The following is a 1206-nucleotide window of genomic DNA, read 5'->3' as shown; positions in this document are numbered from 1 at the left end:
CCCCCGCGATGGTGCCGATAATCAGATCCGGATAATTGGAACCGGTCCACGCGACCAGGGCGCCGGCGGTGATGACCCCCAGGTTGATCACCACGTCGTTGGCCGAGAATATCCAGCTTGCCTTCATGTGCGCCCCGCCTTCCCGATGTTTGGATATGAGCAGCAGACAACTGGTATTGGCAATCAATGCGACGAATGCGATAGCCATCATCACCAGCGATTCAGGCTCACTACCGAATACAAAGCGTCTCACCACCTCTACGAGCACGCCCACAGCCAAGATCAGTTGCAGTACACCAGCAAGATGCGCGGCACGTACCTGCATTTTCACGCTATGTCCAACCGCATAAAGGGCAAGCCCGTACACCGCCGCATCGGCAAAATTGTCCAGGGATTCTCCAATCAGGCCGGTGGACCGGGCGATCAGACCGGCAGTCATTTCCACCACGAACAGAAGTGCATTGATGCCGAGCAACCAGCGCAGGGTCCCGGATTCTTGCTTAGCAGAAGCTGCCGAAAACTCGGCGGCCTTGATGGTCTCCGGATTTGCAGCGACGGTTTCCTGAAGCGAGGCGCCTAGCCCCAAGGTCTTCAGTTTCGAGGTGACGGGCTCGACCTCGCCGTCATGCACGACCTTCAGCCGGCGGTTCGACAAGTCGAAGGACAGCGCCCGAATCTCCTCAAAGCCGTTCAGGGCTAGGCGAATCATTCGTTCTTCTGATGGACAGTCCATCTTCGGCACGGCATAAACACTGACCCATCTCCCTGGCGCCTCGGAGGAGGCCTGTATATCGGTATCCGCTGCGGACGTTGCATCACCGCCACAGGCGCCACCACAGGATTTGCTCATAATACGACTCCACTTGAACAATGTTGTGGTACCATTTTAAACTATAAAGCTACTATAAGGTCAATAGAGTAAAGAATCCGTTGGGGAGGAGGCTGATGCGCATTGGTCAGTTGGCGCAGTTGGTAGGGGTCGAAACACAGACGATCCGCTTCTATGAACAGCAGGGCTTGTTGCCGCCGCCTGATCGGCAGGACAACGGTTACCGTGTCTATACCGAGAAGCATGGTGAGGGGCTGGCCTTCATCCGTCGCTGCAGAATCCTGGGCCTGTCACTGGCTGAGATTCACGAACTACAGAGCTATCAGGACGACCCTCATCAGCCTTGTACCGCCGTCAACGCCTTGCTCGATGATCAC

General features: G+C 56.3%; 2 protein-coding genes. One reads left to right on the top strand and one right to left on the bottom strand.

Translation table 11 applies throughout. The annotated features are described in order from the left end of the window. A partial coding sequence (locus ACX5KA_RS00020) for a cation transporter (RefSeq protein ID WP_458730161.1) occupies window positions 1–850 on the bottom strand: 850 nt, incomplete at its 3' end. A 95-nt stretch (window positions 851–945) separates the two neighbouring features. On the opposite strand from ACX5KA_RS00020, the gene ACX5KA_RS00015 reads away from it, so the two are divergent. Further along, on the top strand, window positions 946–1206 hold a 261-nt coding region (locus ACX5KA_RS00015; RefSeq protein ID WP_458730160.1), incomplete at its 3' end, for a MerR family transcriptional regulator.

It is taken from the genome of Alteromonas alvinellae, assembly GCF_902705805.1.
This window is presented reverse-complemented; position numbering and strand designations above follow the sequence as displayed.